The sequence below is a fragment of the Bradyrhizobium huanghuaihaiense genome, assembly GCF_025200885.1.
Lineage (GTDB): Bacteria > Pseudomonadota > Alphaproteobacteria > Rhizobiales > Xanthobacteraceae > Bradyrhizobium > Bradyrhizobium huanghuaihaiense.
In genome coordinates, this window is record NZ_CP104172.1 from 4492146 (window position 1) to 4519017 (window position 26872).

Below are 26872 nucleotides of genomic sequence, written 5' to 3' on the forward strand. Positions count from 1 at the left end.
TTAGCAAACACAGGGGAGGATCGACATGAGCGACGGCAAGACCGGACTGCAACTGCGTTCGCTGATCAAGAAGAGCGGCGAGCTCGAGATCTCGCTCGTCGACGTGCCGACCCCCGAGCCCGCGGACGACGAGGTCGTCGTCCGCGTCGAGGCGGCGCCGATCAACCCGTCCGACCTCGGCCTGCTCGTCGGCGCCGCCGACATGAGCACCGCCAAGGCCTCGGGCACGAAGGATGCGCCCGTCATCACCGCAAAGGTGCCTGACGGCGCGATGCGCGCGATGGGCGCGCGGCTCGACCAGTCCCTGCCGGTCGGCAATGAAGGCGCCGGCGTCGTCATCAAGACCGGCTCGTCGGATGCCGCGAAGGCGCTGATGGGCAAGACCGTCGCGATGATCGGCGGCGCCATGTATTCGCAGTACCGGACGATGAAGGTCAGGGATTGCCAGCCGCTGCCCGAGGGCACCACGGCGGCGGAGGGCGCGTCCTGGTTCGTCAATCCGCTCACCGCGCTCGGCATGACCGAGACGATGCGGCGCGAGGGCCATAAGGCCCTGGTGCACACCGCGGCCGCCTCCAATCTCGGGCAGATGCTGAACAAGATCTGCATTGCGGACGGCATCCCGCTCGTCAACATCGTGCGCAGCAAGGAGCAGGCGGAGATCCTGAAGAAGATCGGCGCCAAATACGTCGTCGATTCCAGCGTGCCGAGCTTCCTCGACGATCTCACGGCCGCCTTGGTCGAGACCGGCGCCACCATCGCCTTCGACGCCATCGGCGGCGGCAAGCTTGCCGGCGACATCCTCAACTGCATGGAAATCGCAATCAACAAGACCGCCAAGGAATATAGCCGCTACGGCTCCAGCGTGCACAAGCAGGTCTATGTCTACGGCGCGCTCGACATCCGTCCGATCGAGCTGCCGCGCGGCTTCGGCATGGCCTGGGGCGTCGGCGGATGGCTGCTGACCCCGTTCCTCCAGAAGATCGGTCCGGCCGATATCGGACGGCTGCGCCAGCGTGTCGTCAATGAACTGAAGACCACCTTCGCCAGCCACTACACCAAGGTGGTGTCGCTTTCCGAGGCACTCGATCCCGCCAACATCGCGGCGTACGCCAAACGCGCCACCGGCGAAAAATTCCTCATCAACCCGAACAAGTCGTGACGCGCGGCGGCGTCCAGGCCTGATCGAATTTATGCCTGAGCCGTGGGGCGAATAACGATCTCGCCGACGTCCACGCTATCCGGCTGCGCTATCGCGAAGGCCATCGCCTCCGCGATAGCGCTCGCCGGAATGGCCATCGCCTTCATGCTTGCCTGCCCTTGCTCCCGTAACGCGGAATCCGTCATGGAGGACGGCAGCTCGGTGTCGACATAACCGGGTGAGATGGTCGTCACGCGAAGGGACGGGCCGGCCTCCTGGCGAAGTCCTTCGGAAATCGCCCTGACGGCATTCTTCGACCCCGCATAGACGGCCATTGTCGGAACGATCTTGATGCCGGCGGTCGACAGGGTGTTGACGAAATGGCCGAAGCCCTGACGACGGAAGACGGGCAGGGCCGCGGCGATCCCGTAGAGCACACCCTTCACGTTCACGTCGATCATGTCGTCCCAGTCGTCGACCCTCAGATCGTCCAGGCGCGAAATCGGGGCAATCCCCGCATTGTTGATCAGGACGTCCAGCTTCCCGTATCGGTCCGTGGCAAGTCCGACGAGCCTGGCGACGTCCTCGCGTTGCCTGACGTCGGTAACGAGGAATGATGCCTTTCCGCCCTTTGAGGCGATGCTCGCGGCCAGCATCTGCAGCCGGTCGGCGCGCCGTGCGCCGAGGATCACGATGGCGCCACGTTCTGCGAGATGCCGGGCGGCGGCTTCGCCAATTCCGCTGCTCGCGCCCGTGATGCCGATGACCTTGCCTGCGATGCCCGTCATAGATGTTCCATGCAATTCGTTGCGAGATGAACTTCGCATCGGCAGCGAGGATGATCTATGCTCGAAATGCTCGAAAATCGTCGAGATCGGATCAAGCCTTGGACAAACCCTCGGATAGGCACAAGACCTCGGACCCGCTGTCTCAGGTCTTCTCGCTCCTGAACGTTCGCGCGGCGCGTTGCACGAGGTTCGAGGCCGGCGGCAATTGGTCGTATCGGTTCCCGGCCAAACCCGCCCTCAAGTTCGGCGCGGTCATCCGAGGTGATTGCTGGATCGATTTCGGCGACGAAGCCAATCATCGGCTTGCCACCGGCGACTGCTTTCTTCTGGCCAATGCACCAGCCTATGTTCTGGCCAACGACCAACGCCTTGCTCCCGAAGACGGCATAGCGGCGTTCGATTGGATGCAGTCGGATGTCGCGCGTCATGCGGGCAGCGACACCGTTCTGCTTGCCGGCAGTTTCGGTTTCGAAGCGTCGGACGCCGGATTGCTGCCCGATGCACTCCCCCGTTTCCTGCTCATACCGTCGCGCAGTCCGTCGGCACCTGTCATTCATTCCACGCTCGAGATTCTCGACCTTGAAATCAGGGGGACGGGAATCGGAGCGGCCGTACTCACCGACAGGCTTGCCGACGTCCTGCTCGTCCAGGTGCTCCGCGCGGCGCTGGATCAGAGTGCCGGCGAGGGTTTGGGATGGATCAACGCGCTGGTCGACGCCAGGATCGGCAAGGCCATCAGGCTGATGCACGAAGACGCCGCTCACCCCTGGACCCTGGAAGCATTGTCCGAAGCGATCGCCATGTCGCGATCCGCATTTTCGAAGCGGTTCAAGTCGCTGGTGGGGCTGGCGCCGCTCGACTACCTGCTCCGATGGCGAATGCGACTTGCACGCGATCTGCTTCGACGTGGCGCGACCGTTTCGGCAATTGCCGCGCAGCTTGGATATTCGTCGGAGAGCGCCTTCGGACACGCCTTCAAGCGAGTCTACGGCCATGCACCGAAGCGATACTGGCGCGGACAGGCTACGGGCGAAAAATTCCCCAACGCCCCAAATAAATTATCGTGATGCGCGACGGCGCATCACCGAAAGAAGGACTTGCCTTCTGAGCGAGGCCGGGGATTATTCCCGCCGCCGTTGAAAGCGGAAAAACCGCAAGGCGCTCAGAAGGGGACTTCATTCCATGACCGATCTCAATCGTCGTCACCTGCTCGCAGGCGTCGCCGCCGTCGGTGCGGCTGCCGCCACCGGACTTCGCCCGACCATTGCCAATGCCTCAGTGCCGCCAGCCGGGACGCAGGCGCCGGGCTTCTATCGCTACAAGGTCGGCAGCTTGGAGTGCACCTCGATCAACGACGGCGCGCGCACCTTTCCGATGCCCGACAAGTTCGTCGTCAATGTGCCGAAGGAAGAAGCCGCAGCCGCCGGCGAGGCCGCCTACATGCCCAAGGGCATGGTCACAGTGCCGTTCAACCCGCAGCTCATCAACACCGGCTCCAAGCTGGTGCTGATCGATACCGGCAACGGCGTCGCCAATCTCGAGCCGAGCAAGGGCGCCGTCGGCCGCACCCTGCAAAACCTCCAGGCCGCCGGCGTCGATCCCAAGAACATCGACGTCGTGCTGCTGTCGCATCTGCATCCCGACCACACCAACGGTATCCGTCTCGCCGACGGCGCTCTCGCGTTCCCGAACGCGGAGATCATGGTGCCGGGCAAGGACTGGGAGTTCTGGACCAGCGAGGACAACGCCGCAAAGGCCGAGTCCAATCCGATGATGAAGAACTACTTCGCCAACGTGAAGAAGACCTTCGCCGGGCTCGAGTCCAAGGTCACCAAGTACGAGTGGGGCAAGGAAGTGGCGCCTGGCATCACCTCGATCGCGACGCCCGGCCATACGCCCGGCCACACCTCGTTCGCGGTTGCCTCGGGCGATGCCAAGGTGCTGATCCAGTCCGACGTCACCAACATCCCGGAGTTCTTCCTGCGCAATCCGGACTGGCACGTGATGTTCGATGCCGACGCCGCGCTGGCGCAGGCGACGCGCCACAAATTCTACGACATGGCGGTGGCGGAGAAGGCGACCGTGATCGGCTTCCACTTCACCTTCCCCTCGGTCGGTCATGTCGAGAGGGACGGGGCGAAGTATCGCCTGATCCCGTCGGCGTGGAATCCGACGATCTGATTGCCGTTGTAGATTTTGTGCGAAACATCAGGCCGCCGCTGGGCGGCCTGATTGGTTTGGACGACTATCTGCTTTCGCGAAACGCAGCGTTTCCAAATCGGACCGGTCCATGCACTTGCATCCATCGCTCCGGATCGCTTAAGTGCCGCCCGGCACTTCCCCTCAAGGTTTCAAGGACACCCCATGGCCTACAATATCGTCGTTATCGCCGGCAGCCTGCGCAAGGACAGCTTTTCGCTGAAGATCGCCAATGCGCTCGCCAAGCTCGCGCCGGCCTCTCTCAAGCTCGAGGTCATCACGCCGGCAGGCATCTCCTTCTTCAATCAGGACCTCGAGGGCGCGCCGCCCGCGGACTGGCTGGCCTTCCGTGACAAGGTCCAAAAGTCCGACGGCGTCATCTTCGTCACCCCCGAATACAACCGCGCCATTCCGGGCGCCCTGAAGAACGCCATCGACGTCGCCTCGCGGCCCTATGGCAAGAGCTCGTTCAACGGCAAGCCGGTCGGCATCATCTCGAACTCGCCGGGACCGCTCGGTGGCGTCAGCGCCGCCAAGACGCTGCAGAACATCCTGCCCGGCATTACCGGTCCGATCATGCAGCAGCCCGAGACCTATCTGAACGCCGTCGGCGATGCCTTCGATGCGGAGGGCAACCTCACCAAGGACTCGCTGAAGGGTGTGCTCCAGGCCTACATCGATGCCTTTGCCGCCCACGTGGCGAAGCATCACGGGTGAGCACACGCTCTCGTCATGGCCGGGCTTGACCCGGCCATGACTACGACGCGGGTAGGGGCGTTAGCGCTCCCTTAACCAAGGTGCCGCATCTTCCCAAGATGGTCTCCCGCGCGCGCCTGAAATCGATCCTGACCGGTCTTGCCCTCTACGCGATGGCGGCTGCCATCGTCGGCTATTTCGGCGTCAACGCCTATACCGGCAAATACGGCCTCAACGCGCGCCAGGAGCTCGACCAGGAGATCATCGCGCTGACCAGCGAGCTGGCGCAGCTCAAGCGCGAGCGCGCCAGGAGCGAGCAGCGCGTCTCGCTGCTGCGCACCTCGAGGATCGATCCCGACATGCTGGACGAGCGGGCCCGGTTCCAGCTCGACTACGTCAATCCGCATGATCTCGTCCGGATGATCCCGCCGAACTAGCGTTTTCGCGCGATTCGAAACCAACCTCGCAAGCTGGCGTCGGGATTCCTCGCGGTCCATCTCCATCACTCGAAGGTCGCAAGGCGGCAGCCGCTTTGCCGCCTTGACGGGGCGGCGCGGGCGGGGGCATGGCTTGTTCGACGCGCGGCCTCCAGGATTGACGGAGATCAACAAGGCCCCGCCGGCACGTCTTAAGAATGCCACCCGGAGGAAACGGTGATGAATGGGCAAGCCCCCCAGCATCACGCGGCCCGTGTCGAGGCCGCCATCGCATCAGGCCAGGCGGCTCGTTCCGCGCTCGTGGCCTCCTGGCGCCGTTCCTCCCGATTGCATCATCTCGACCCCTCTGGCCGCGGCCTGCCGAAGCGGCTGACGGAGGCGGAACTCCGCACGGCGCGCGAGCGCATCGCGCCGCTGCTGGCCGCCGCGCAAGGCGCCATGGACCGGCTCTATCAGGCCGTTGGAGCGGCCGGCTGCTGTGTGCTGCTTGCCGACGGCGAGGGGGTGCCGGTCGACCGTCGCGGCACGCCCGCGGACGATGCGACGTTCCAATCCTGGGGCCTGTGGACCGGCGCGCTCTGGAGCGAGGAGCACGAGGGAACCAACGGCATCGGCACCTGCGTCGTCGAGCAGCGGCCGCTGACGATCGACCGCGACCAGCACTTCTTCACCCGCAACACGCTTCTGAGCTGCACTGCGGTTCCGATCTACGACCACGAGGCGGCCTTCGCCGGTGTGCTCGACGTCTCCTCCTGCCGCGCCGACCGCACCGATGCGTTTTCCAGCCTGATCGCACTGGCGGCGGGCGAGGCGGCCAAACGCATCGAGGCCGACATGTTCCGCCGCGCCTTCGCCCATGCCCGCATCGTGCTGACGCCGGCTGCGGACGGCCAGTGCGGCGGCCTCGTGGCCGTCGATGCGGACGATCTCGTGATCGGTGCGACCCGCTCCGCCCGGATGGGACTTGGCATTGGACTTGGCATTGGACTTGGGATCGCGCCCGGTCGCCCGTTGCGCCCAGTGCCCGCGGCCGATCTGCTCGGCGGCGATGTTGCGCATGACCACCTTGCCGGCGGTCAGCGCGCGGTGTTGCAGCGGGCGCTGCTTCGCGCGGGCGGCAATGTTTCCGCCGCCGCCAAGGCCCTCGGCGTCAGCCGCGCCACGCTGCACCGGAAGCTGAAGCGGTTCGAGCTGAACCACTGAGCACGTCCTCTCTCAGCCGTCATTGCGAGCGCAGCGAAGCAATCCAGAATCTTTCCGCGGAGAGACTCTGGATTGCTTCGCTGCGCTCGCAATGACGATGTGGAAGCAGGGGTGCTCCATCTCGCGCTGCCTCGCCCACGACTGTCTCAGAACTGCGACAGGTCCGCGCCGCCATCGCTCCCGACCGGGCTGACAGAAAACGCCTCCCGCATCATCGTCAGCGCAAGTCGCGAACATGCGACGACAAGCGCAAACAGCAACATCGGGAGTGATCAATGAACAAGGTGGAATTCCTCGGCGTCACCCAGCATCCCTTCGCCGAACGCTATGACAATCTCATCGGCGGCAAGTTCGTCCCGCCGGCTGCCGGCAAGTATTTCGACAATGCCTCGCCGGTGAACGGCCAGGTCGTGTGCAAGATCGCGCGCTCCGACGCGCAGGACGTCGAGGCCGCCCTCGACGCGGCGCATGCCGCCAAGGGCGCCTGGGGCCGCACCAGCGTCGCCGAGCGCGCCGCGATCCTGAACAAGATCGCCGACCGCATGGAAGAGAATCTCGAGCGCCTCGCGGTCGCCGAGACCTGGGACAATGGCAAGCCGATCCGCGAGACCCGCGCCGCCGACTTGCCGCTCGCGATCGACCATTTCCGCTATTTCGCCGGCGTGGTGCGCGCCCAGGAAGGCTCGATCGGCGAGATCGACCACGACACCATCGCCTATCATTTCCACGAGCCGCTCGGCGTGGTCGGCCAGATCATTCCCTGGAACTTCCCGCTGCTGATGGCCTGCTGGAAGCTTGCGCCTGCGCTGGCCGCCGGCAATTGCGTCGTGCTCAAGCCCGCCGAGCAGACCCCGGCCTCGATCATGGTCTGGGCCGAGATCATCGCCGACCTGCTGCCAGCAGGCGTGCTCAATATCGTCAACGGTTTCGGCCTCGAGGCCGGCAAGCCGCTGGCGTCCAGCCCGCGCATCGCCAAGATCGCCTTCACCGGCGAGACCTCGACCGGCCGGCTGATCATGCAATATGCCAGCCAGAACCTCATCCCTGTGACGCTGGAGCTCGGTGGCAAGTCGCCGAATATCTTCTTCAAGGACGTCACCGCCGAGGACGACGACTTCTTCGACAAGGCGATCGAGGGCTTCGTCATGTTTGCGCTGAACCAGGGCGAGGTTTGCACCTGTCCGAGCCGGGCGCTGGTTCACGCCGACATCTACGACCGCTTCATGGAGCGCGCGCTGAAGCGCGTCGCCGCGATCAAGCAGGGCGATCCGCGCGTGGCCGACACCATGATCGGCGCGCAGGCATCGAGCGAGCAGCTCGCAAAGATCCTCTCCTATATCGACATCGGCAAGCAGGAGGGAGCCAAGGTGCTGGCTGGTGGCGGTCGTGCCGAGCTCGGCGGCGACCTCGCCAAGGGCTTCTATGTCCAGCCGACGGTGTTCGAAGGCCACAACAAGATGCGCATCTTCCAGGAGGAGATCTTCGGCCCGGTCGTCTCGGTCACGACCTTCAAGACCGACGACGAAGCGCTCGCGATCGCCAACGACACGCTCTATGGCTTAGGTGCCGGTGTCTGGAGCCGCGATGCCAACCGCTGCTACCGCTTCGGCCGGGCGATCCAGGCGGGCAGGGTCTGGACCAATTGCTACCATGCCTATCCGGCGCATGCGGCCTTCGGCGGCTACAAGCAGTCGGGTGTCGGTCGCGAGACCCACAAGATGATGCTCGACCACTACCAGCAGACCAAGAACCTCCTGGTGAGCTACAGCCCGAAGAAGCTGGGTTTCTTCTGATCGAGCAAGATTTGTTCAGGCAGGAGAGGGCGGCGCACCCCTGCGCCGCCCTCTCCACCGTCATCCATCTGTCAGAGAATTCGGACAAGACGGCAGCGCCGCGCCTATCCGGGTTCGGCGCTGCCGGCATTCGCAGCAATGCCGGGCAAAGACGGAGGCTTGGCGATGCGGAACATTCGTTCACGGCGGACAATGTATGTTGGGGCGATTTTGCTCGGGGCCGCGGCGCTCCCGCTGTCGATGGCCTTCGCGCAGTCCGCTGCGGCGCCATCAGGCGCAAAACCCTTCCTGACCGTCGATGGCAAGGCGCCGCTCGTCCTCGGCCATCGCGGCCTGCCTGGACTGGTGCCGGAAGAGACCGAGGCCTCGTATGACCTCGCGGCGGCCGTCGGGACCGACGCGCTCGAAGAGGATTTGCACCTGACCAAGGATTGCGTGCTGGTCGTGCGGCATAATCCCTGGCTCAGCGACAACACTGACATTGCCGAGGTCGCGAAGACCAATGCGACTGTGGCCGCGCGCAAGCGCACGGTGCCCGGCGTGCGCGTCAAGGCGCCAGCTTCCCCGAGCGCGCCTGCCGATTACCTGACGGATCTCACCGATCCGGCTGATCCGAAATCGGTGCTGAAGTCATTGATCGTGGACGGCGAGGACCACACCAACGACTGGTCGATCACCGACTTCACGATGGCCGAGCTGAAGGAATGGATCGCCGGCACCACCTATGACGCGGCCAACGAGCGGCCGAAGGTCTTCAATGGCAAGCTCCCGATCATCAGCTTCCAGGACGTCATCGACATCGCCAAGGCCAAGAGCAAGGAGACCGGGCGCTCGATCCTCGTCTACCCCGAAACCAAGAACCCGACCTGGAACAATGCCCAGGCGATCGCCAATGGCTGCGGCCCGGCCGGCAGTCATCCGCTCGAAGATGCCCTGATCAAGATCATCAAGGACAACGGCCTCAACACCAAGGACGCGCCCATCCTGGTCCAGAGCTTCGAGCCCGGCAGCCTGAAATATATGCGCAGCCACGGGCTCCAGACGCGGCAGGCCCAGCTGATCGACGGCAACGGTATCGACTTCAAAACCGGCAAGGTGCTCCTCAACAACATCACGAGCTCACGTCCGTTCGACTGGACGGTTGCGGGTGATGCGCGCCTCTACGATGCGATGCTGACCCCGGAGGGCATGGCCGAGATCAAGACCTATGCCGACGGCATCGGTCCGTGGAAGGCCTATATCGTTCCACTCAAGATCGCGCCGTGGAAGGACAGCAATGCCGACGGCACGCCCTACAAGGGATCGACGCCGGAGGCTTCGACGCAGGACCCGACCAGCCTCGTCACCGATGCGCACATGCTCGGCCTGTTCGTGCATGTCTTCACATTCCGGAACGAGAAGAAATATCTCGCAGCCGACTATCGCGGCGATCCCAGCCTTGAATATCTCAAATTCTTCCGGCTCGGCGTCGATGGGGTCTTCAGCGACTTCACGCATACCGGCGTCGCCGCCCGCGCAGCGTATTTGCGTGAGCTGGGCTGGTAGGCGGCACGGCGAATCGGACGCGTGCAAGGGTTCAGACCCGCGGATAAACGCGTCCGAATTTCGTTGCGTGCGTGGCACGCGCCACGTTCGCTGGCGCGTGAGCTAAAGTTGCCTGATCAAGCCTAAAGGTTTTGCAAAGTTTCGGCCACGTTGCAGTGCGGCATAATGAAAGTCGTGCCATGCCGCCGCGGTGCTTTCCAAGGGCGTTTGACTTGGGTTAGAGAGGGCTGAAGTTTTCTCTGACCCGGAATTCCCATGGCCGCACCCAAGAAAGCCGCCGCAGGCGCTGCACAGGACAAAACCGACGGCGCATCGCCCCCGGAATTCACCAGGGAGCAGGAGCTCAAGGCGCTCCGCGAGATGCTCCTGATCCGGCGGTTCGAGGAAAAGGCCGGCCAGCTCTACGGCATGGGCGCGATCGGCGGTTTCTGCCATCTCTATATCGGCCAGGAGGCCGTGGTGGTCGGCATGCAGATGGCCCTGAAAGAGGGCGATCAGGTCATCACCGGCTATCGCGACCATGGCCACATGCTTGCGACCGGCATGGACGCCAATGGCGTCATGGCCGAGCTCACGGGCCGCCGCGGCGGCTATTCCAAGGGCAAGGGCGGCTCCATGCACATGTTCAGCAAGGAGAAGCACTTCTACGGCGGCCATGGTATCGTCGGCGCCCAGGTCTCGCTCGGCACGGGCCTCGCCTTCGCCAATCACTATCGCGGCAACGGCAATGTCAGCGTCACCTATTTCGGCGACGGCGCGGCCAATCAGGGCCAGGTCTATGAGAGCTTCAACATGGCGGAGCTCTGGAAGCTGCCGGTGATCTACGTCATCGAGAACAACCGCTACGCCATGGGCACCTCGGTCTCGCGCGCCTCGGCCCAGCAGGATTTCTCCAAGCGCGGCGTGTCCTTCAACATCCCCGGCAAGCAGGTCGACGGCATGGACGTCCGCGCCGTCAAGGCGGCGGGCGAGGAGGCGGCGGCCTGGTGCCGCGCCGGCAAGGGCCCCTTCATCCTGGAGATGCAGACCTACCGCTATCGCGGCCATTCGATGTCCGACCCTGCAAAATATCGCACGCGCGAGGAGGTCGAGAAGGTCCGTCACGACCAGGACCCGATCGAGCAGGTGCGCAATCGCCTGCTGGCGGCCAAGGTCAGCGAGGCCGATCTCAAGGCGATCGACGCCGAGGTGCGCGACATCGTCAACGCGTCCGCCGATTTTGCCCAGCATGATCCCGAGCCGGATGCCGCCGAGCTCTGGACCGACGTTTACCGCTGAACGCGCGCAAGCTTTCTTTTGGAGTCGATATGCCAATTCAAGTGCTGATGCCCGCGTTGTCGCCCACGATGGAAAAGGGCAACCTCGCCAAGTGGCTGAAAAAAGAGGGCGAGACGATCAAGTCGGGGGACGTGATCGCCGAGATCGAGACCGACAAGGCGACCATGGAGGTCGAGGCGACCGACGAGGGCACGCTCGGCAAGATCCTGATCCCCGAAGGTACCGCCGATGTCGCGGTGAACACGCCAATCGCGACTATTCTCGCCGACGGCGAGAGCGCGGCTGATCTTGCGAAAGCACCTGCGCCGGCCGCGAAGGCTGCGGAGTCCGCGCCGCCTGCCGCAGCAAAGGCCGAGGCACCCGCGCCCAAGGCTGCGCCTGCGCCGCAAGCCGTCGCCGAGCCCGATCCCGAAGTGCCCGCCGGCACCGAGATGGTGACGCAGACCATCCGCGAAGCGCTTCGCGACGCCATGGCCGAAGAGATGCGCCGCGACGCCGACGTGTTCGTGATGGGCGAAGAGGTCGCTGAATATCAGGGCGCCTACAAGGTCACCCAGGGCCTGCTCCAGGAGTTCGGCGCCAAGCGCGTCATCGACACCCCGATCACCGAGCACGGCTTTGCCGGCGTCGGCGTCGGTGCCGCCATGACCGGGCTGAAGCCGATCGTCGAGTTCATGACCTTCAACTTCGCCATGCAGGCGATCGACCAGATCATCAACTCCGCGGCCAAGACGCTCTACATGTCCGGCGGCCAGATGGGCTGCTCGATCGTGTTCCGCGGGCCGAACGGCGCCGCTGCGCGCGTCGCCGCCCAGCACAGTCAGGACTATTCGGCCTGGTACTCGAACATTCCGGGTCTCAAGGTCGTCGCGCCGTTCTCGGCCGCCGACTACAAGGGCCTGCTCAAGGCCGCGATCCGCGATCCCAATCCGGTGATCTTCCTCGAGAATGAGGTGCTCTACGGCCATACCGGCGAGGTGCCCAAGCTCGACGATTTCATCATCCCGATCGGCAAGGCGCGCGTCGTGCGCTCCGGCAGCCATGTCACCATCATCTCCTGGTCGAACGGCATGACCTATGCGCTCAAGGCCGCCGACGAGCTCGCCAAGGAGGGCATCGAGGCCGAGGTGATCGACCTGCGCACGCTGCGTCCGATGGACACCGAGACCATCATCAACTCCGTGAAGAAAACGGGCCGTGCCGTCACGGTGGAAGAGGGCTGGGCCCAGAGCGGCGTCGGCGCCGAGATCGCCGCGCGCATCATGGAGAACGCGTTCGACTATCTGGATGCGCCGGTCGCGCGCGTCTCCGGCAAGGACGTGCCGATGCCCTATGCCGCCAACCTGGAGAAGCTCGCGCTGCCCTCGGCGGCGGAAGTCGTCGAGGCCGCCAAAGCCGTCTGCTACAGGTAGAGTCCGGCGCAACCATGTATAAGTTAACCTGGCATATCTACTGGCGCTGGATATTGGCAGCTCTGGCTTTTACGGTTCTTATTCCGCTCGCGGTCATGGTGGTCGAGTTTCCGTTGATGCTTTTGGTGGCGATCCTTTCGCGCATGCTGGGCTATCCGGAATTTGCGGCCGCTGCCACGGCAGTCGTCAACGCGATGATCTTCCAGCCGGTCGTCTTAGTTCCAGTGTTTTTCGCGGTTGGTTTCCTTGTGCTCCGGTCCATGCTGCAACGAGCTATTGGAGTGGAGTTCGGCGGGAAAGTCCTTGTCCTTCAAGACGCATCGGGTTCATCGCAATGAGCGGGCCGAAGGAACAGCCACTGCCGCCTGACGTCATGACCCGCGACGACGCGGTCGAGATCCTGCGCGTGTTCGTGCTGGACGGCGGGCTGTCGATGGCGTTCCAGCGCGCCTTCGAGGAACCCGACATGTGGGGCCTGCTGCTCGTCGATCTCGCCCGCCACGCCGCGCGCGCCTATGCGCGCGAGAGCGAATATACCGAGGAGGATGCGCTGAACCGGATCCTCGACATGTTCCAGGCTGAGATCGAGCGTCCCACAGACACCGGCACCACGACGCCGCGCGGAAAGGGACACTGAAAGTGGCGATCGAATCCCACCACTTCGACTTCATGCTGGAGGCGATCCGCGAGGCGGAAGCCTCGATCGCGCAGGGCGGCCTGCCGATCGGCGCGGTGCTGACGCGCGACAACAAGATCATCGCCCGCGGCCACAATAATCGCGTGCAGGAGAACAACGTGATCCTGCACGGCGAGATGAGCTGCCTGCGCGAGGCCGGTGCGATCACGTTCCACGACACGGTCATGTACACGACGCTGTCACCTTGCTCGATGTGCGCCGGCGCGCTCGCGCTGTTCAAGGTCAAGCTGGTGGTGATCGGGGAGTCCGTCACTTTCCCGGGCTCCAAGGACATCCTCGACAAGTTCGGCATCCCCTGGATCGACCTTGCCGACGATCGCTCCATCACCATGATGAAGAATTGGCGTTCCATCCCTGCCAATGAGCGCCTCTGGCAGGGCGACATCGGCAACTAAACCTGGTCTGTTCGTCTCCGCTGTCGGAGGCGACGTTTTGCAAAGTTCTTCTTGAGGTCAGCATGCCCATCAACATCCTGATGCCCGCTCTCTCGCCGACGATGGAGAAGGGCAACCTCGCCAAGTGGCTGAAGAAGGAAGGCGACAAGGTCAAATCCGGCGACGTCATCGCCGAGATCGAGACCGACAAGGCGACCATGGAGGTCGAGGCCATCGACGAGGGCACGATCGCCAAGATCCTCGTGCCCGAGGGCACGCAGGACGTCCCGGTCAACGACGTGATCGCGGTGCTCGCCGGCGAGGGCGAGGACGTGAAGGCTGCGGGTAGCGCCAAGCCCAGCGCCTCGGCCGCGCCGCCGAAGGCCGCGGAGGCTCCCGCCGCCGCACCAGCGCCTGCGCCGGCCGCGCCCAAGGCCGCACCGCCGCCCGCCGCCGCGCCGCAGGCGGCAGCGCCGGCTGCGCAGAGCAACGGCCATGGCGGTCGCGTGTTCTCGTCGCCGCTGGCGCGCCGTCTCGCCAAGGATGCCGGCATCGATGTGTCGATGGTGACGGGCACTGGTCCGCACGGCCGCGTGGTCGCGCGCGACGTCGAGCAGGCCAAGTCCGGCAAGGGCCTCAAGGCGCCTGCCGCGGCGCCGTCAGGTGCGCCGTCGATCGCGCCGACCATGTCGGACAAGCAGATCCTGTCGCTGTTCGAGCCGGGCTCCTACGACATCGTCCCGCATGACGGCATGCGCCGCACCATCGCGCAGCGCCTGACCGCATCGATCCAGAACGTCCCGCACTTCTATCTCACCATCGACTGCGACATCGGCAAGCTGCTCGCCGCGCGCGAGGAGATCAACGCCGCTGCGCCGAAGGACAAGGAGAAGAAGCCGCTCTACAAGATCTCGGTCAATGACTTCGTCATCAAGGCGATGGCGGTCGCGCTGCAGAAGATTCCGAACTGCAATGTCAGCTGGACCGAAAGCGGCATGGTCAAGCACCACCATTCCGACGTCGGCGTTGCCGTGGCGATGCCCGGCGGCCTGATCACGCCGATCATCCGCAAGGCCGAGACCAAGACGCTCTCGACCATCTCCAACGAGATGAAGGATTTTGCCGCGCGCGCCCGCTCGCGCAAGCTCAAGCCCGAGGAATACCAGGGCGGTACTACGGCCGTCTCCAACCTCGGCATGTACGGCATCAGCCACTTCACCGCCGTGATCAACCCGCCGCATGCGACCATCCTCGCGGTCGGCACCAGCGAGGAGCGTCCCGTGGTACGCGGCGGCAAGATCGAGATCGCGCACATGATGAGCGTGACCTTGTCCTGCGATCACCGCGCCATCGACGGTGCGCTCGGCGCCGAGCTGATCGGCGCGTTCAAGCAGCTGATCGAAAACCCCGTCATGATGATGGTCTGAGATGGCGCATGACGTCGCGCTGGCCCTGGATCTCGATGCTGATTTCGCTGATCCTCACGCTCAGCCCGCATGGCCGCGAGATCATTGAGGCCGCCTTCTTTGCCGGCGAGGCGTTGTCGCGCAACATCTGGGCGCCGATTGCGCTCACCATCTTCGCCATCATGGCGGTGGTCATTCTCATCGAATGGCTGATCAGAACCTACATCTTCAAACGCCGCGCCCGCGGCGCAACGACCGCTTGAGTTGAATGGGAGCCGCCATGGCCGATACATCCTTCGACGTCATCATCATCGGCTCCGGTCCCGGCGGCTATGTCACCGCGATCCGCGCCGCACAGCTCGGGTTCAAGGTCGCGATCGTCGAAAAATCCTATCTCGGCGGCATCTGCCTGAACTGGGGCTGCATTCCGACCAAGGCGCTGCTGCGGTCGGCCGAGATCTACCACTACATGCAGCACGCCAAGGATTACGGCCTGTCGGCGGAGAAGGTCTCGTTCGATCCGAAGGCCGTGGTGCAGCGCTCGCGCGGCGTCTCGAAGCGGCTGAACGACGGCGTCGGCTTCCTGATGAAGAAGAACAAGGTCAGCGTCATCTGGGGCGCGGCCTCGATCGATGCGCCCGGCAAAGTCACCGTGAAGAAGTCCGATGTCGAGGGCCCGAAGGGCGCGCTGGGCGAGGGGACTTATCAGGCCAAGCACATCATCGTCGCGACCGGCGCACGGCCGCGTGTGCTGCCCGGGCTCGAGCCCGACAAGAAGCTGATCTGGACCTATTTTGAGGCGATGGTGCCGGAGCGGATGCCGAAATCGCTGCTGGTGGTCGGCTCTGGCGCGATCGGCATCGAGTTCGCCTCCTTTTTCCACACCATGGGAAGCGACGTCACGGTAGTCGAGGTGCTGCCGCAGATCCTCCCCGTCGAGGACACCGAGATCGCAGGCCTTGCCCGGAAGCGCTTCGAGAAGATGGGCATCAAAATCATGTCCTCGACCAAGGTGACCAAGCTGGAGAAGAAGGCCGACAGCGTCGTCGCCACCATCGACGACGGCAAGGGCAAGCCGGTTACCACCGAGTTCGAGCGCGTGATCTCGGCCGTCGGCGTCGTCGGCAACATCGAGAATCTGGGACTCGAAAAGCTCGGTGTCAAAACCGATCGCGGCATCATCGTGGTCGACGGCTACGGCAAGACCAACGTTCCCGGCATCTATGCCATCGGCGACGTCTCCGGTCCCCCGATGCTCGCGCACAAGGCCGAGCACGAGGGTGTAATCTGTGTCGAGGCGATCAAGGGCCTGCATCCGCATCCCATGGACAAGAACATGATCCCGGGCTGCACCTATTGCCATCCCCAGGTCGCCTCCGTCGGCCTGACGGAAGCCAAGGCCAAGGAGAACGGCCGCGAGATCCGCGTCGGCCGCTTCCCCTTCGTCGGCAACGGCAAGGCGATTGCGCTCGGCGAGGACCAGGGTCTGGTCAAGGTAATCTTCGACAAGAAGACCGGCCAGCTGCTCGGGGCCCACATGGTCGGCGCGGAAGTGACCGAGCTGATCCAGGGCTACGTCGTCGCCATGAACCTGGAGACCACGGAAGAAGAGCTGATGCACACGGTCTTCCCGCATCCGACCCTGTCGGAGATGATGAAGGAAGCCGTGCTGGATGCGTATGGACGGGTGTTGAATATTTGATGGACGAGCGCGTCGCCCGCCGCCGTCATTGCGAGCGAAGCGAAGCAATCCAGACTGCCTCTGCGGAAAGACTCTGGATTGCTTCGCTGCGCTCGCAATGACGGGCCGAGAGAGCGTTTTCAAAATAAGAAGGAAATCACCCCATGCACGACAACGACAACCTCACCATCGAACGCCCGACCTTCGTCACCCATCTCGAATGCGCGATGGAGGGCGATCACTACGCCGCCGATCAGGTCCACAATCTCTCTAAGGCCGGCAAGCCGCTTCTGGTGCGCTACGACCTCGCGGGCGTGAAGAAGGCGCTGACCAAGGACGCGCTGGCGCAGCGCCCCGGTGATATGTGGCGCTACCGCGAGCTGCTGCCGGTGCGCAAATGCAAGGACATCGTCTCGCTCGGCGAAGTCACGACGCCGCTGATCCGGCTGCCGAAGCTCGGCAAGAAGCTCGGCGGCGGCGAGATCATCGTGAAGGACGAGGGGCGTCTGCCGACCGGGTCTTTCAAGGCCCGCGGGTTAGTGATGGCGGTGTCGATGGGCAAGGCGCTCGGCATCAAGCACATGGCGATGCCGACCAACGGCAATGCCGGCGCGGCGCTGGCGGCCTACGCCACCTCCTGCGGCATCAAGACCACGATCTTCTGCCCGGCCGATACGCCGGAAGTGAATGTCAGCGAGATCGAGCTTCAGGGCGCGACCGTCTACCGCGTCAACGGCTATATAGACGATTGCGGCAAGATCGTCGGTGAGGGGAAGGCGAAAGTCGGCTGGTTCGACACCTCGACGCTGAAGGAGCCGTACCGCATCGAAGGCAAGAAGACGATGGGCCTCGAGCTCGCCGAGCAGCTCGGCTGGGACGTGCCCGACGTGATCTTCTATCCGACCGGCGGCGGCACCGGCCTGATCGGCATGTGGAAGGCTTTTGACGAGCTCGAGAAGATCGGCTTCATCGGAAGCAAGCGCCCGCGCATGGTCGCGGTGCAGGCCTCGGGCTGCGCGCCGATGGTACGCGCCTACGAGGCCGGCACCGAGCATGCCACGCGCTGGGAGGACGCCCACACCATCGCATCAGGTATCCGCGTGCCGCAGGCGATCGGCGATTTTCTCATTCTGCGCGCCGTGCGCGAGAGCAAGGGTTTTGCCATTGCCGTCGACGACGACAAGATCTCGGCGGCGCTGAACGAGGTTGCGCGGGAGGAGGGGCTGCTGCTGTGTCCCGAGGGCGCCGCAACCTACGCCGCCTACAAGGAGAGCCTCGCCGACGGCCGCGTCTCGAAGGGTGACCGCGTGATGCTGTTCAACTGCGCGACCGGCCTGAAATACCCGCTGCCGCCGGTCACCCGCACGCTCGATCGCCACAAGCCGATCGACTATTCGCAGTTCTAGGCACGACCATACTGCCGGAGCGCGGCGATCTCGCTCCGGCGCGTCATTTCGTCTCTTCACGACCGGTCCCTCTTCCCGTACGCGGGAGGGCACAAGAACAACAAAGACATCGCTGGGGAGAGCACAATGAAGAAGGCCGTCTGGGCCGGACTGATCGGTATTCTCGCGATCGCAGGCGCCGCGCGCGCCGACGACTATCCCTCGCGCCCCATCACCATCATCGTTCCCTTTGCGGCTGGCGGCCCGTCGGATGCGATGGCGCGCGTGCTCGCCGAGCGGATGCGGACCTCGCTCGGCCAGCCCCTGGTGATCGAGAACGTCACCGGCGCAGGCGGCTCGATCGGCGTCGGCCGCGCCGTGCAATCGCCGCCCGACGGCTACACCATCTCCTTCGGCCATCTCGGCACTCACGTCGCCAACGGCGCCGTCTACAAGCTCAGCTACGATCTCGTCGCCGATCTCGAACCCGTGGTGCTGCTGCCGAGCAACCCGATGATCGTGGTCAGCAAGAACGCAGTGCCCGCGACCTCGCTGAAAGAGCTGATCGAATGGCTGAAGTCGCGGCCCTCGCCCCCGACGGCGGGCACGGCCGGCGCAGGCTCCGGCAGCCACATCGCCGGCGTCTATTTCGAGAGCGTTTCCGGCATCAAGCTGCAATACGTCCCGTATCGCGGCACCGCGCCCGCGCTGAACGATCTGATCGCCGGCCAGATCGATATCATCGTCGACCAGACCTCCAACTCTATCAACCAGGTCCGCGCCGGCACCATCCGTGCCTACGCCATCACCGACGACAAGCGCCTGGCCTCCGCGCCCGACATTCCGACCGCGGAGGAGGCCGGGCTGAAGGGCTTCAACATGACGCTGTGGTCGGGCATGTGGGTGCCGAAGGGCACGCCGAAGGCGATCGTAACGAAACTCAACGCCGCGGCCGTGGAGGCGCTGAAGGATCCCGCCGTGAAGAAGCAGCTCGAAAGCCAGGGCCTGGAGATGACGCCGCAGGACCAGCTCGCGCCGGAGGCGCTTGGTGCGCGGCAAAAGGCCGAGATTGCAAAGTGGTGGCCGATCATCAAGGCGGCCAACATCAAAGTGGATTGAGTGCCTCGCTGTGGCCGCAGCACGCAGTGCTTGCCGTGAGGACCGGCGCGACGCGGCGCCGCATCACATCGTGGCGTCACCGGCGTCCGAAAGTGCCGTCTCGAGGCACTCGATCAGGGCTCGTGTTGAAAACGGCTTGGCGAGAAAGCCGATCGCGCCGGCCTTCAGCGCGCGGTCGCGCACGGCCTCGTCGGGAAAAGCCGTCATGAAGATGAAGGGCGTGATGCGCCCGAGGCCGCGCATATGCGTCAACAGCTCGACGCCGCTCATGGCCGCCATCTGCACGTCCGCGATCACGCAGGAGGTCGCCTCCAGTTCGGCGGATTGGAGAAATTCGTGAGCGGAGCCAAAGGTGTAGACCGTGTACCCGCGCGACGTCAGGAGGTTGTTCGTCGCAAGGCGAACGGAGGCATCATCATCAATGACGGAAATGATCGAAGGCACTGACAAGATGATCGCTCCTGAACGGGGAGCCGCCGGCCGCGGTTCAGCCGCTTCAGGGAAAGTGGGCCACCAGAGCGAGCTTGGAAAGCATACTTAGGTTTGCAGGTGACCCCTGTTGCGCGGGATTCCGAGCGCGTCCGTCATTCTGACGAGATCGGCCAACGATTTTGCCCCCATTTTCCGCATGATCTGCCCTCGATAGATCTTTACGGTAATTTCGGCTAATCCGAGTTCAGCGGCGACCTGCTTGTTCATCAGGCCGGATGCAACCAGAGCGAGGACGTCGCGCTCACGTGCCGTCAGCCCCTCGAAACGGGATCGCACGCCCGAGATGGACTTCTCGGCATCGCGCCGCTTGCGATCCCGTTCGATCGCTGCTTGCACTGCGTCCAGCATGTCCTGGTCGCGCACCGGCTTGGTCAGGAAATCGACGGCACCGCTTTTCATGGCTCTCACGGTCATGGGGATATCGCCGTGACCGGTGATGAAGATGATGGGCGTGTGAATATTGGCCTTGGCGAGGTCGGCCTGGAGGTCGAGGCCGCTCGCGCCTGGCAGGCGGATGTCGAGCACGAGGCAACTGGGGACCGCAGGCGGTTTGGCTTCCAGGATCTCCGCCGCCGAGCTGAAGGCTTCGACCTTGAGGCCGACCGATTGAAAAAGATTGGTCAGCGCACGGCGCATCGACGGATCGTCATCGACGATAAGGACGATCGGATCACCGGCGCTCCCCTCGGCCTGCTTGGCATGGTCAGTCACGACATGTCCTTGTGTGGCAAGGGCAAGGGCAGGGCGATCTGGAATGTTGCACCGCGCCCCTCGTTTTGAAAGGCCGAAAGCCGGCCCGCGTGAGCCTCGATGATCGATCGGCAGATCGAGAGTCCCATTCCCAGACCGCTCGATTTCGTCGTGAAGAAGGGAGTGAAGATGCGTTCCTTGACGTCTTTGGCGAGACCGACGCCGCGGTCCGTCACGGTGAGGAGCAGGCGGTCGTCGTCGTCCGCCCGGCACGAGCGGATCGCCAGCTCGCGAGCACGATCGAGATTGCCCTGCATGGCTTCAATTCCATTCATCACCAGGTTGATCAGCACCTGCTGGAGCTGGATCCGGTCGCCGCAGATCCGGGGCAGGTCGGACGCCAGCTCCATGCGCACCGATACCGCGTGGGTCGCGAGCTCGCGCCGAACGAGCGCCACGGCCTCCCTGACCACCTGGTTGATGTCGAGCGGAACGACTTCGATCTCGGTCTTCTTCGCAAGCGCCCTAATACGGCGGATCACCTCGGTCGCCCGATTGGCGTCCTCGACAATCCATTCAGCGGACCGGCGCGCAGCTTTCAAATCGGCCGGTTCGCGGTCGAGCCAGGCGATGCAGGCGTCCGCATTGGAGATCACGGCGGCAAGAGGCTGGGTGATTTCGTGGGCAATCGAGGTGGTCAGCTCGCCGAGCGTCGTGACGCGCGTGACATGGGCAAGCTCGCCTTGCGCCTTGCGCAGCGCCTCTTCCGCCTGCTCGACGCGGATCGCCGCCGTGATGTCGCTGCTGACGCCGCGATAGCCGAGAAAATTGCCTTGCGCATCATGGAAGGGCTTGCCGCTGGTGCGCACGTAGATTGGAGATCCGTTACGATCCCTGCTGCGGTAGATCAGATCGCGGAACGGGACATGGGCATCGAGCGCCACGCGGTGCTGCTCCCATTTCTCCGGCTCGAGCTCGGCATCGGGTGGGATGTCCCAGCGGGTCAGGCCGATCAAGCCCGTCGGCGGGGCGGTGGAGGTGTCGGCATGTTCCGATATCCGCGTGATGCGGTGGTCCGGGCCGGTCTCCCAGAACCAGTCCGATGCGGTTTCGGCATAGTCGCGGAATCGCTGCTCGGATGCCTTGAGCTCGTCGAACGCCTTGTGCAGCGCATCTTTTGCCGCGAACTGCTCGGTGACGTCCACGTGCGTGCCGATGATTTCCATCACCTCGCCGTCGTGGCCTATCACGGGGTGTCCCTCGCTATGGACGCGTCTGATCGAGCCGTCGGGGCGCGCAATCCGGAAGTCGATCTGGAAGGGTTGCTTCTGCCTGACAGCTTCACGTTCCATCGCGATGATCCGCTGAAAGTCCTCCGGCAGGATACGTTGCTGGAAAGCCCGGGCCGGGACATCGATCTGGTCCGGCTCAAACCCGAACAGGCGGTAGAGTTCAGCCGATCGGTAGGCGAACTCCTGGCGATGAACGTCCCAGGCCCAGCTGCTCGTATGGCTGAGGCGTTGAGCTTCACTCAAATAGGCTTCGCTGCGACGCAGCCTCTGTTCCGCTTCCTTGGCAACCGTGACATCGGTCACGGCCCCGACGAACTCGATGCGCCCGGATGGATGTCGCACCGCGCGCGCCACGGAATGGAGATATTTGACCGATCCGTCGGGCATCAGCAGGCGATATTGGTGATCGAAATCCTCCGCCAGGCGGTAGGCCCGCTCAAGAGTGCTGCGGACCGTGTCGCGATCTTCCGGATGAATGCGCTGAAAGACGAAGCGGAGGGTCGGCTTCCTCGTCGGGTCGCACTGGAAGATGCGAAAGGTCTCCCTCGACCAGACCGCCTCGCCGGTCGCGAAGTTCAGGCCGAAGCTGCCGGTGTGGCTCAATTCCTGGGCCTGGGCGAGATAGGCCTCGCTCTGGCGCAGCGCGTCCTCGGTCTCCCTGCGCTGGGTGATGTTTTCGCAGGCGACCAGCAGGATCGGCGTGCCGTCGCCGCGCAGCATCGCCTTGGCGTTTTCACGGACCCAGAGCACCGAGCCGTCCTTCCGGAATTTACGAATCTCCCAGGTGTGCGACTGGTCCACGGTGGTCAGGCACAAGGCGACGCATTGACGAACGAAGTCGTGGTCCTCCTCGAAGAAGACGTTCAGCACGGATTGGCCGATCAGCTCATCCGTGGTGTAGCCCAGTTGTGCGGCGCCGAACGTATTGACGTTGAGCACCGTTCCGGCGGGATCGACCATGAAGTACATGACCGGATTGTGCTCGAACACCTCGCGCCATTGCTTCATGGCGTCACGCAGATCGGTGTTCTGCCGCGAGGCGTCCGCGACGGCGGGGCGGTCCTTCACGCCGTTGCCGAATGATCGAAGCGCCGCAAGGCCGCCGAGCAGGAATTGCGCGGCCGAACTCCCGATTTTCGTGATCTGGCCAGGCATCATCGCAAGCGTCCCGGCTCGCTGGCGTCAAAGCGAGTAGAGCACTTTGCCATTACAGGGGCAATTCCCTCCGACCAAAGTCGAACTCTCGCAAAATTCCCGATTGCCGTGCAGCTTGCACGCGTTGCGCCGTCTCGTTGCGGCGGATGTCCGGAAAACTACGGCACAAACCTACGTATAGCTCGCACAATCCTAGTTCTAGCGCGCATTTACCTCCGTACAATTGAGCGGTGCGTTGCAAGGAGCCTAGTCTTGCAGTCAATCGAGAGGAGACGATTGCGGAGCACAAATTGCCGGAACGCCCGGCGTGTTGCACCCAAAAGAGCCAGGCTCTGCGTCCACACGATTGAGAAGCCCGCATTTTCCGTGACGACCGTGGCCACCTCTGCGTTTTGCGCACGAGGAGGCCAGGACCCCAAGAGGTCAAGAGGAGAGGATGATGTGCGATAGCCCCGACTACTCCGAGCGCCGTTCCGAGTCCAAAGGCTGTGCCGTCTGTGCCGGCAAGTTTGGTCTGATCCGATACTACTCCTGGCGGGCGCCGCTCTGCTCGCGGAAATGTCTCGATCGGTTCAGGGCGCGTCGCGAACGCGACCGGCTCTGGCTGTTCCGATGTCAGGCGGCATGAGGATCGGCCGCCGCACCTAGCCCGTCAGGTCATGTCTTCGCCCGGAGGCTGTGAGTTGAACCGTAGCTGCAAGCTCCTGTTGGCGATCGCGCTGCCGCTTCTGCTGCTGACGGGCGTCAAGGCCGAGGAAGTCGTACGGGATGGTTCACATCGCCACCATCCGCCTCAGGATCAGCTGCTCCACGAGAAGTTCTATTCGAACTGGCACATGCCGGACAATCCGGTTCTGAGCTGCTGCAACAATGCGGATTGCTACCCGACCGAGGTACGCTACGTCGACGGCAGGATCTACGCGCGGCGCCGGGAAGACGGGAAATACATCCTGATCCCGTCCCAGAAGGTCGAGCGCAACAGAGACAATCCCGACGGCCGCAACCACATCTGTGCGCCGCCGCCGTCCGCCTCTCTGGTCGACACGGTCTACTGCTTCGCGCTGGGAGGTTCCACGTGAGATTCATATTGGTGAACGGCAGAACCCCGTTCCGCAAGACGTCGTGCCTGTGGTGCTGCGAGGCGATCGAGGGCGGATATCTGCGCGACGCCAGGACGCTGCTGCCCTACTGCGGCTACGAGTGCTACGCGATTCATCAGGAATCAGGGCGGTCGATCGAGGGGCGTACGCGCGCGGCATCCTGAGCAGACGGGCCGGCGCGACGCGGCGGCGGACGTGCCTTAGGCAGGAGAGGACACGACATTGAGGTTCATGCTCGTCAATCAGGAACATCCCAGCCACAACTCAGCCTGCAGCGCATGCGCCCAGCCGCTGGGCTCGAGTTACGTCCGGCATGTGTCCAAGCAAGAACGGTATTGCGACTACGATTGCTACCGCCAGCAGACCGCCATGGACATGCTGAGGCCGCGTAGCCCGTTCGAGGCGATCGCGGTGCTGACTGCGATGGCGGGCTGGAGCTGGATGATTCAGATGAGCGCGCTGTCGCGCTCACTGGCTGAGGTCTATCTGCGCGAGTACGTCCTTCTGACCACGGAAGGAGGTGACCGCTAACTGCCCGTTGCCGGCCGCGCAGAGCCGTCGGCCGCAGCCACCGCGTCCACTCGCGCCGCGTCCAGCCCCGGCGGTCGCGAGGCTAGGGCGACGGGGCTGCGGCCGATACGGACGGTTCCGCGCTCACTTCCTGCGTCGTGACGCGCTGCTCGGATTTCGACGCGACCATGCCGCTGCCCTCGAACCGCGCACGGTAGACCAGCACGTTCTCCATCACGCGCTGAACGTAATTGCGCGTCTCCGACAGCGGGATGCGCTCGACCCAGTCGACCGGATCGACATTGGGATCCCTGGGGTCGCCGCGCGCCTGCACCCATTCCCGCACGCGGCCACGGCCGGCATTGTAGCCGGCGAAGGTCATGATCTGGTTGCCGCGATATTCCGACAGCAGCGCACTGAGCTCGGCCGCGCCCATCTGCGTGTTGTAGACGGGATCGGAGACCATCCTGTCCCAGTCATAGGTCAGGCCGAAGCGTTTCGCGGTATCGCGGCCGGCTTCCGGCGTCACCTGCATCAGCCCGACCGCATTGGCGGGCGACTTGTCGCGCTGGTCGAACGAGCTCTCGGTGCGCGCCACCGAATAGATCACGCTGGTCTCGATCGGCGGGGCGAGCTGCTTGTGCTCGGGGATGCCGATGGTCGGGAAGGCGTAATGGTCTAGCGCGAGCCCGCGCGCCAGCGCCGACTTGCCGACCTCCAGCATCACGCGCGCATCGTTGCGCCGGCCGGCAAGCTCGCCGAGCGCTTCGAGCGCTGCGACGTCGGTGCTCTCCTTGGCGAAATCCTCGGCGTAGTAGAACACCATGTCGCGTTCGCCGATCCCGTACAGCATGTCGGCGGCGCGCACGCGCTCATCAGTGGGAGGCGTGTCGGCAGAGGCCAGCACGGGCGAGGGCGCACGCAGCTCGATGCGGTCGAGCCCGAGCTTGGCGCGGGCGAGCTGGCCGTAATAGGCGGTCGAATAGCGCGCGGCGGCCTTGTAGCTCATGCGCGCATCGGCGGTCGCACCCATGGCTTCCGCCGCGCGGCCGCGCCAGTAATGTGCGCGCGACAGCGCGATCGGGTTGGCCGAGCCCTCGTCGATCGCTGCGAAATGCACCACCGCCGTCCTGGGATCGTTGAGGTAGCGCAGCGCGATCCAGCCGCACATGAAGTGATAGTCGACCCGGTAGACCTCCATCGCCGGCACGGCCGCGGTGCGGACCACGTCGTAGGCGGTCCTAGACTTGCCCTGGTCGAGCAGCTTGCGCGCCAGCAGCCGGCGCTCGCGCCACCAGGCGTCGGTGTCCTGCGCGGCCATCGTGTCGGGCGCGGCGGCGAGGATCACCTCGGCCGCATCGTCGATGCGGTCCTTCTGCAGATGCCATTGCGCGCGGCACAGCACATAGCCGAGGTCGCGGCGCGCCTCGCTCGCGACATCGTCGAGATAGTCCTTGGCCTTGTCCGCCTTGCCGGTGACCGCGGCGCAGGCCTTGACGATCGCGAGCGCATCCTCGCCGAGCCGTTTCGCTGCGCGCCTTGCGCCGGCGTAGTCTTTGGCGCCGAGCCGCTTGTCCATGCGGGCGCGATGATCGTCGGCGGTCAGGAGGTCGCGGAACGCCTCGTAGGAATCTTCCTCGCTGCGCTCGGACAATTCGTCCGTGCGCCAGGCCTCGCGGACCAGCCGCGCGGCCCTGTCCGTCTCGCCTTCAGCAAGCAGCACGCGGGCGAGTGCGAACTTGCCCTTGGCGCTGGTCGGGCGATCCATCGTGAATTTGTGAACGGTGGCGGCGTCGGCCTTCTCCTGCCACAGCCGGGCCTCGGCGCGGCGGCGGAGCAGGGCGCTGCTCGGCCAGTCCGGGTTGATGGCGAGGAAGCCGGCATAGCGTTTGAAATTCGCGGTGCTCTCGGAATGGCGCAGCATGAACCAGTCGGCGAGCTTCTGCCCGGCGGGGTCGGCGATGCGGTCGCGCGCCGCGCTCGCGTCGTCGGACTTGCCCTTGCGCGCGAGATCGATCGCGTCCTTCAGTGCGGCGAGATCGCCGGTGAGCGGCGGGGCGGCCGGCTTGTCCGCGGGCGTGTCGTCCTGCTTCTTCGACTTGCGTTTGGCCTCGGCATGCTTGCCGTGACGGGATTTCGCCGCGGCATGGCGCTGCTTGCCGGCTTTCGCCTCATGCGTCTTTTTCGACGCAGACGATTTGTGACTGCTCTTCGCCGCCAGCTCCGACGGAAGGAGGGCCAAAGCGGCCACGGCAACGACACACGCGAGCGAGCGTAGGCACTGGTTCATTGGATGGTCCCCCTGCGAAACCACTACAAACCAAGGTCCGCGATCGTATGCGGCTTGAGAATCAAAGACACCGAAAACGATGCCACGGCATCGTTTCGCATGTCTCACGCTGTCGCAACAATGCGGCAAAATACGGATGATGCAAGGGAACTTCCGCAAAGGAGAAAAGGGCAGGCGCTTTAACCTTTG

Annotated in this window: 26 protein-coding genes; 21 read left to right on the forward strand and 5 right to left on the reverse strand. The window is 64.3% G+C overall.

The features are described 5' to 3' along the window. Nucleotides 1-25: 25 nt before the first annotated feature. Nucleotides 26-1162 carry a zinc-binding dehydrogenase gene (locus N2603_RS21450; RefSeq protein WP_260423920.1) on the forward strand — a complete coding sequence of 379 codons (1137 nt, stop codon included), beginning with the start codon at nt 26-28 and terminating at the stop codon, nt 1160-1162. A gap of 29 nt (nt 1163-1191) precedes the next feature. Here the strand turns inward: N2603_RS21450 and N2603_RS21455 are convergent, their stop codons facing one another. Then, nucleotides 1192-1929 carry an SDR family oxidoreductase gene (locus N2603_RS21455; protein ID WP_260423921.1) on the reverse strand — a complete coding sequence of 246 codons (738 nt, stop codon included), beginning with the start codon at nt 1927-1929 and terminating at the stop codon, nt 1192-1194. A 98-nt stretch (nt 1930-2027) separates the two neighbouring features. Between N2603_RS21455 and N2603_RS21460 the strand changes: the two genes are divergently transcribed. The 17 genes from N2603_RS21460 (at nt 2028) to N2603_RS21540 (ending at nt 19154) form a co-directional block, all read left to right on the forward strand. Continuing rightward, nucleotides 2028-2996 carry an AraC family transcriptional regulator gene (locus N2603_RS21460; RefSeq protein WP_260423922.1) on the forward strand — a complete coding sequence of 323 codons (969 nt, stop codon included), beginning with the start codon at nt 2028-2030 and terminating at the stop codon, nt 2994-2996. A gap of 115 nt (nt 2997-3111) precedes the next feature. After that, complete coding sequence (locus tag N2603_RS21465) at nt 3112-4110, forward strand: MBL fold metallo-hydrolase (RefSeq protein ID WP_260423923.1); 999 nt, start codon at nt 3112-3114, stop codon at nt 4108-4110. A gap of 183 nt (nt 4111-4293) precedes the next feature. Beyond that, nucleotides 4294-4845: an NADPH-dependent FMN reductase gene (locus N2603_RS21470; protein WP_260423924.1), complete on the forward strand. Its 552-nt coding sequence runs from the start codon at nt 4294-4296 to the stop codon at nt 4843-4845. A 98-nt stretch (nt 4846-4943) separates the two neighbouring features. After that, nucleotides 4944-5261, forward strand: a complete 318-nt coding sequence (locus N2603_RS21475; RefSeq protein WP_130366516.1) for an FtsB family cell division protein — start codon at nt 4944-4946, stop codon at nt 5259-5261. Between the two features lie 219 nt (nt 5262-5480). Beyond that, the gene (locus N2603_RS21480; RefSeq protein ID WP_260423925.1) at nt 5481-6464 is read left to right on the forward strand and encodes a GAF domain-containing protein; all 984 of its coding nucleotides are present in this window, start codon (nt 5481-5483) and stop codon (nt 6462-6464) included. 275 nt (nt 6465-6739) lie between these two features. Continuing rightward, nucleotides 6740-8257, forward strand: coding sequence for an aldehyde dehydrogenase (adh, locus tag N2603_RS21485; protein ID WP_145831631.1), 1518 nt, complete (start codon nt 6740-6742; stop codon nt 8255-8257). Nucleotides 8258-8422: 165 nt separating this feature from the next. Further along, nucleotides 8423-9802: a glycerophosphodiester phosphodiesterase family protein gene (locus tag N2603_RS21490; RefSeq protein WP_260423926.1), complete on the forward strand. Its 1380-nt coding sequence runs from the start codon at nt 8423-8425 to the stop codon at nt 9800-9802. Between the two features lie 255 nt (nt 9803-10057). After that, nucleotides 10058-11080 (forward strand): pyruvate dehydrogenase (acetyl-transferring) E1 component subunit alpha, encoded by a 1023-nt coding sequence (pdhA, locus tag N2603_RS21495; RefSeq protein WP_018642240.1) that lies wholly within the window; start codon nt 10058-10060, stop codon nt 11078-11080. Nucleotides 11081-11109: 29 nt separating this feature from the next. Further along, the gene (locus N2603_RS21500; RefSeq protein WP_260423927.1) at nt 11110-12492 is read left to right on the forward strand and encodes a pyruvate dehydrogenase complex E1 component subunit beta; all 1383 of its coding nucleotides are present in this window, start codon (nt 11110-11112) and stop codon (nt 12490-12492) included. Between the two features lie 14 nt (nt 12493-12506). Then, entirely contained in the window at nt 12507-12830 is a 324-nt protein-coding gene (locus tag N2603_RS21505) for a hypothetical protein (protein WP_260423928.1), read from the forward strand. Further along, a complete protein-coding gene (locus tag N2603_RS21510; protein WP_172783638.1) occupies nt 12827-13129 on the forward strand; it encodes a DUF5076 domain-containing protein in 303 nt (100 codons plus the stop codon). The genes N2603_RS21505 and N2603_RS21510 overlap by 4 nt, the downstream gene beginning before the upstream one ends. 2 nt (nt 13130-13131) lie before the next feature. Continuing rightward, on the forward strand, nt 13132-13584 hold the full coding sequence (locus tag N2603_RS21515; RefSeq protein WP_260423929.1) for a nucleoside deaminase: 453 nt from the start codon (nt 13132-13134) through the stop codon (nt 13582-13584). Nucleotides 13585-13646: 62 nt separating this feature from the next. After that, nucleotides 13647-14990, forward strand: coding sequence for a pyruvate dehydrogenase complex dihydrolipoamide acetyltransferase (locus N2603_RS21520; RefSeq protein WP_260423930.1), 1344 nt, complete (start codon nt 13647-13649; stop codon nt 14988-14990). An 8-nt stretch (nt 14991-14998) separates the two neighbouring features. Beyond that, entirely contained in the window at nt 14999-15232 is a 234-nt protein-coding gene (locus N2603_RS21525; RefSeq protein WP_018642236.1) for a hypothetical protein, read from the forward strand. Nucleotides 15233-15249: 17 nt separating this feature from the next. Continuing rightward, complete coding sequence (gene lpdA / locus N2603_RS21530) at nt 15250-16671, forward strand: dihydrolipoyl dehydrogenase (protein WP_260423931.1); 1422 nt, start codon at nt 15250-15252, stop codon at nt 16669-16671. Between the two features lie 143 nt (nt 16672-16814). Further along, on the forward strand, nt 16815-18056 hold the full coding sequence (locus N2603_RS21535; protein WP_260423932.1) for a threonine synthase: 1242 nt from the start codon (nt 16815-16817) through the stop codon (nt 18054-18056). Between the two features lie 126 nt (nt 18057-18182). After that, entirely contained in the window at nt 18183-19154 is a 972-nt protein-coding gene (locus N2603_RS21540; protein ID WP_260423933.1) for a tripartite tricarboxylate transporter substrate binding protein BugD, read from the forward strand. 63 nt (nt 19155-19217) lie between these two features. Here the strand turns inward: N2603_RS21540 and N2603_RS21545 are convergent, their stop codons facing one another. The 3 genes from N2603_RS21545 to N2603_RS21555 all read right to left on the reverse strand — a co-directional run bounded on the left by N2603_RS21545 (nt 19218) and on the right by N2603_RS21555 (nt 22786). Beyond that, nucleotides 19218-19604: a response regulator transcription factor gene (locus tag N2603_RS21545; RefSeq protein ID WP_260423934.1), complete on the reverse strand. Its 387-nt coding sequence runs from the start codon at nt 19602-19604 to the stop codon at nt 19218-19220. Nucleotides 19605-19691: 87 nt separating this feature from the next. Beyond that, nucleotides 19692-20357, reverse strand: a complete 666-nt coding sequence (locus tag N2603_RS21550; RefSeq protein ID WP_018642231.1) for a response regulator transcription factor — start codon at nt 20355-20357, stop codon at nt 19692-19694. After that, nucleotides 20354-22786 carry a PAS domain S-box protein gene (locus tag N2603_RS21555; RefSeq protein ID WP_260423935.1) on the reverse strand — a complete coding sequence of 811 codons (2433 nt, stop codon included), beginning with the start codon at nt 22784-22786 and terminating at the stop codon, nt 20354-20356. Before N2603_RS21555 ends, N2603_RS21550 begins: the two co-directional genes overlap by 4 nt. Before the next feature lie 680 nt (nt 22787-23466). On the opposite strand from N2603_RS21555, the gene N2603_RS21560 reads away from it, so the two are divergent. The 3 genes from N2603_RS21560 to N2603_RS21570 all read left to right on the forward strand — a co-directional run bounded on the left by N2603_RS21560 (nt 23467) and on the right by N2603_RS21570 (nt 24414). Further along, nucleotides 23467-23862, forward strand: a complete 396-nt coding sequence (locus N2603_RS21560) for a hypothetical protein (RefSeq protein ID WP_260423936.1) — start codon at nt 23467-23469, stop codon at nt 23860-23862. After that, on the forward strand, nt 23859-24047 hold the full coding sequence (locus tag N2603_RS21565; RefSeq protein WP_260423937.1) for a hypothetical protein: 189 nt from the start codon (nt 23859-23861) through the stop codon (nt 24045-24047). The genes N2603_RS21560 and N2603_RS21565 overlap by 4 nt, the downstream gene beginning before the upstream one ends. A gap of 205 nt (nt 24048-24252) precedes the next feature. Then, nucleotides 24253-24414 carry a hypothetical protein gene (locus N2603_RS21570; RefSeq protein WP_244635732.1) on the forward strand — a complete coding sequence of 54 codons (162 nt, stop codon included), beginning with the start codon at nt 24253-24255 and terminating at the stop codon, nt 24412-24414. Between the two features lie 82 nt (nt 24415-24496). Here the strand turns inward: N2603_RS21570 and N2603_RS21575 are convergent, their stop codons facing one another. Then, entirely contained in the window at nt 24497-26683 is a 2187-nt protein-coding gene (locus N2603_RS21575; protein WP_260423938.1) for a lytic transglycosylase domain-containing protein, read from the reverse strand. Between the last annotated feature and the right edge of the window lie 189 nt (nt 26684-26872).

Coding starts and splice junctions, on each gene's coding strand:
- N2603_RS21540 (WP_260423933.1), top strand. CDS start 18,183: ATGAAGAAGGCCGTCTGGGCCGGACTGATCGGTATTCTCGCGATCGCA.
- lpdA (WP_260423931.1), top strand. CDS start 15,250: ATGGCCGATACATCCTTCGACGTCATCATCATCGGCTCCGGTCCCGGC.
- N2603_RS21520 (WP_260423930.1), top strand. CDS start 13,647: ATGCCCATCAACATCCTGATGCCCGCTCTCTCGCCGACGATGGAGAAG.
- N2603_RS21535 (WP_260423932.1), top strand. CDS start 16,815: ATGCACGACAACGACAACCTCACCATCGAACGCCCGACCTTCGTCACC.
- N2603_RS21490 (WP_260423926.1), top strand. CDS start 8,423: ATGCGGAACATTCGTTCACGGCGGACAATGTATGTTGGGGCGATTTTG.
- N2603_RS21455 (WP_260423921.1), bottom strand. CDS start 1,929: ATGACGGGCATCGCAGGCAAGGTCATCGGCATCACGGGCGCGAGCAGC.
- pdhA (WP_018642240.1), top strand. CDS start 10,058: ATGGCCGCACCCAAGAAAGCCGCCGCAGGCGCTGCACAGGACAAAACC.
- N2603_RS21505 (WP_260423928.1), top strand. CDS start 12,507: ATGTATAAGTTAACCTGGCATATCTACTGGCGCTGGATATTGGCAGCT.
- N2603_RS21575 (WP_260423938.1), bottom strand. CDS start 26,683: ATGAACCAGTGCCTACGCTCGCTCGCGTGTGTCGTTGCCGTGGCCGCT.
- N2603_RS21525 (WP_018642236.1), top strand. CDS start 14,999: ATGACGTCGCGCTGGCCCTGGATCTCGATGCTGATTTCGCTGATCCTC.
- N2603_RS21480 (WP_260423925.1), top strand. CDS start 5,481: ATGAATGGGCAAGCCCCCCAGCATCACGCGGCCCGTGTCGAGGCCGCC.
- N2603_RS21450 (WP_260423920.1), top strand. CDS start 26: ATGAGCGACGGCAAGACCGGACTGCAACTGCGTTCGCTGATCAAGAAG.
- N2603_RS21470 (WP_260423924.1), top strand. CDS start 4,294: ATGGCCTACAATATCGTCGTTATCGCCGGCAGCCTGCGCAAGGACAGC.
- N2603_RS21510 (WP_172783638.1), top strand. CDS start 12,827: ATGAGCGGGCCGAAGGAACAGCCACTGCCGCCTGACGTCATGACCCGC.
- N2603_RS21475 (WP_130366516.1), top strand. CDS start 4,944: ATGGTCTCCCGCGCGCGCCTGAAATCGATCCTGACCGGTCTTGCCCTC.
- N2603_RS21465 (WP_260423923.1), top strand. CDS start 3,112: ATGACCGATCTCAATCGTCGTCACCTGCTCGCAGGCGTCGCCGCCGTC.
- N2603_RS21500 (WP_260423927.1), top strand. CDS start 11,110: ATGCCAATTCAAGTGCTGATGCCCGCGTTGTCGCCCACGATGGAAAAG.
- N2603_RS21555 (WP_260423935.1), bottom strand. CDS start 22,786: ATGATGCCTGGCCAGATCACGAAAATCGGGAGTTCGGCCGCGCAATTC.
- adh (WP_145831631.1), top strand. CDS start 6,740: ATGAACAAGGTGGAATTCCTCGGCGTCACCCAGCATCCCTTCGCCGAA.
- N2603_RS21570 (WP_244635732.1), top strand. CDS start 24,253: ATGGACATGCTGAGGCCGCGTAGCCCGTTCGAGGCGATCGCGGTGCTG.